Raw genomic sequence first — 1,637 nt, 5'->3', positions numbered from 1 at the left:
TACCAGAATTCTGCGTCTCTGGTTGCGCTTTCCTATGATAGTCAAATTCATATAAATCAGACTTGCTTTCTATACTATTTTATCACAAAACTCCTTACTAAAAACATGTTCTAGGAATAATTAGGTTTTTAATAAACCAATTATGAAATCTTCGCATGACTAATAGAACTCATAACTTAAAATAGATATATTCCTACTGCTTACGCTAGAGCACGTATGTAAATACCTTTATAGGGGTATTGCTCCGGTAATTTTAGAATCTTATACCTTGCAGTAGATATGATTTTCCCTGCTAGAAAGACATACTTCAATCTAAAGGACTTTATCTGTTGACGATACTCTTTTGCTGTCATATACGACATCTTAAACATCAGAAAAATGTTGTATGTTAGCATCATTAACTGAAAAATCGCTTCATTAGCCCAGAAAGAATGAAGAATAAGGTTCCCAACATTCATATCATACTTTGATTCTTTAATGTAATTCTCGCAATTTCCTCTTTTCTCATAAAACAAGACAACTTCTTCAGAAGATATGGATTCATCATTTGTCACAAAGAAAAAATAGCGATATTCCTTCTCGAATAATGTCATTTGATTAGTTTCACCGCTTTCCTTAAGAACTCGAGATACAAGAATTCTTCTATCGTCATCCCACTTATCTAACTTTGTAAATAGTTCTGCTGTAACTCTACCTTCAGAACCCTTTTGAAAGTACTCATCTGATGGAACTTTTGATACTAGGGTCGCATATGCTTTTGCCTTAATAACATATTTACATCCTAAGGACTCTATGGTTTTTATAATTTCCTCATCAAAATAACCACTATCCATTCGAAAACAAATATCTAAACCTTCAAAGTGGATATTGTCATAAATCTCTTTAATGAGTTCAGATGCACCATTTGCTGAATGTGCATTACCACTTCTTACATAACCTGATATGTAAGCCTTTAGTTCATCACAAAAGGCAAATTGGATATTGTAGCATTTATTCCCTTTCTTCTTTGGATTGTATCCTTTGGCAGTACCTTCTTGATGACCTTCCACATTAATGACACTACTATCAATGTCAATGGTGATCTTTAACAGTCCACTTTTAGAAAGCATATGGTTGAATACTTTAAAACTGACGGTCCTTAACTGGTGTGTTGTACGGTAGTCAAATTTTTTAAGGAATCTTGAAATAGTTTCAGGTGATTTAACATCGACTGCCATTTCATAGACTAAAGGATCATTGTATAACAGACGCATTCTTTCAAGTTTATCGATACCAATGAAGAAACCACACAACAGAGACTTAATGTGATTCATTTTTATCTTGTTAATAGATGGGTTGTGGAATTTGACTTCCTCATCAATCATTTCAAAGATGCCTTCAGCATCAGTGTGATTATATAACATTAAGGTTCCTGAATTTGAGGTAAGGTTCTTTTCGCTGAAATCAATTTTACTTATCATGAATGGCCTCCTTTAGGGTTAAGTTTACATTAAATATTTACCCTAAATCAGACTCAAAAAACAGTATTAGTAGTATTTTTTTCTTTCACCCAATGGGTGAAATCGATTGATTTGCCTAAGTATTGATATTTCAACAAATAAAGCAGTTTTTATACTTCCCCATGCAGAATAGGGGTA

The 1,637-nt window shown here is 33.0% G+C and carries 1 protein-coding gene; it reads right to left on the bottom strand.

Features of this window, described 5'->3' with window-relative positions; genetic code table 11:
- Window positions 1-200: 200 nt before the first annotated feature.
- Window positions 201-1,460: an IS1380 family transposase gene (locus tag JOC49_RS13045; protein WP_204665478.1), complete on the bottom strand. Its 1,260-nt coding sequence runs from the start codon at window positions 1,458-1,460 to the stop codon at window positions 201-203.
- Between the last annotated feature and the right edge of the window lie 177 nt (window positions 1,461-1,637).

Source organism: Fusibacter tunisiensis, assembly GCF_016908355.1.
GTDB lineage: Bacteria > Bacillota > Clostridia > Peptostreptococcales > Acidaminobacteraceae > Fusibacter_D > Fusibacter_D tunisiensis.
The sequence above is the reverse complement of the archived record's forward strand: the minus strand, read 5'-3'. Positions and strand labels throughout refer to the sequence as shown.

Coding starts and splice junctions, on each gene's coding strand:
- JOC49_RS13045 (WP_204665478.1), bottom strand. CDS start 1,460: ATGATAAGTAAAATTGATTTCAGCGAAAAGAACCTTACCTCAAATTCA.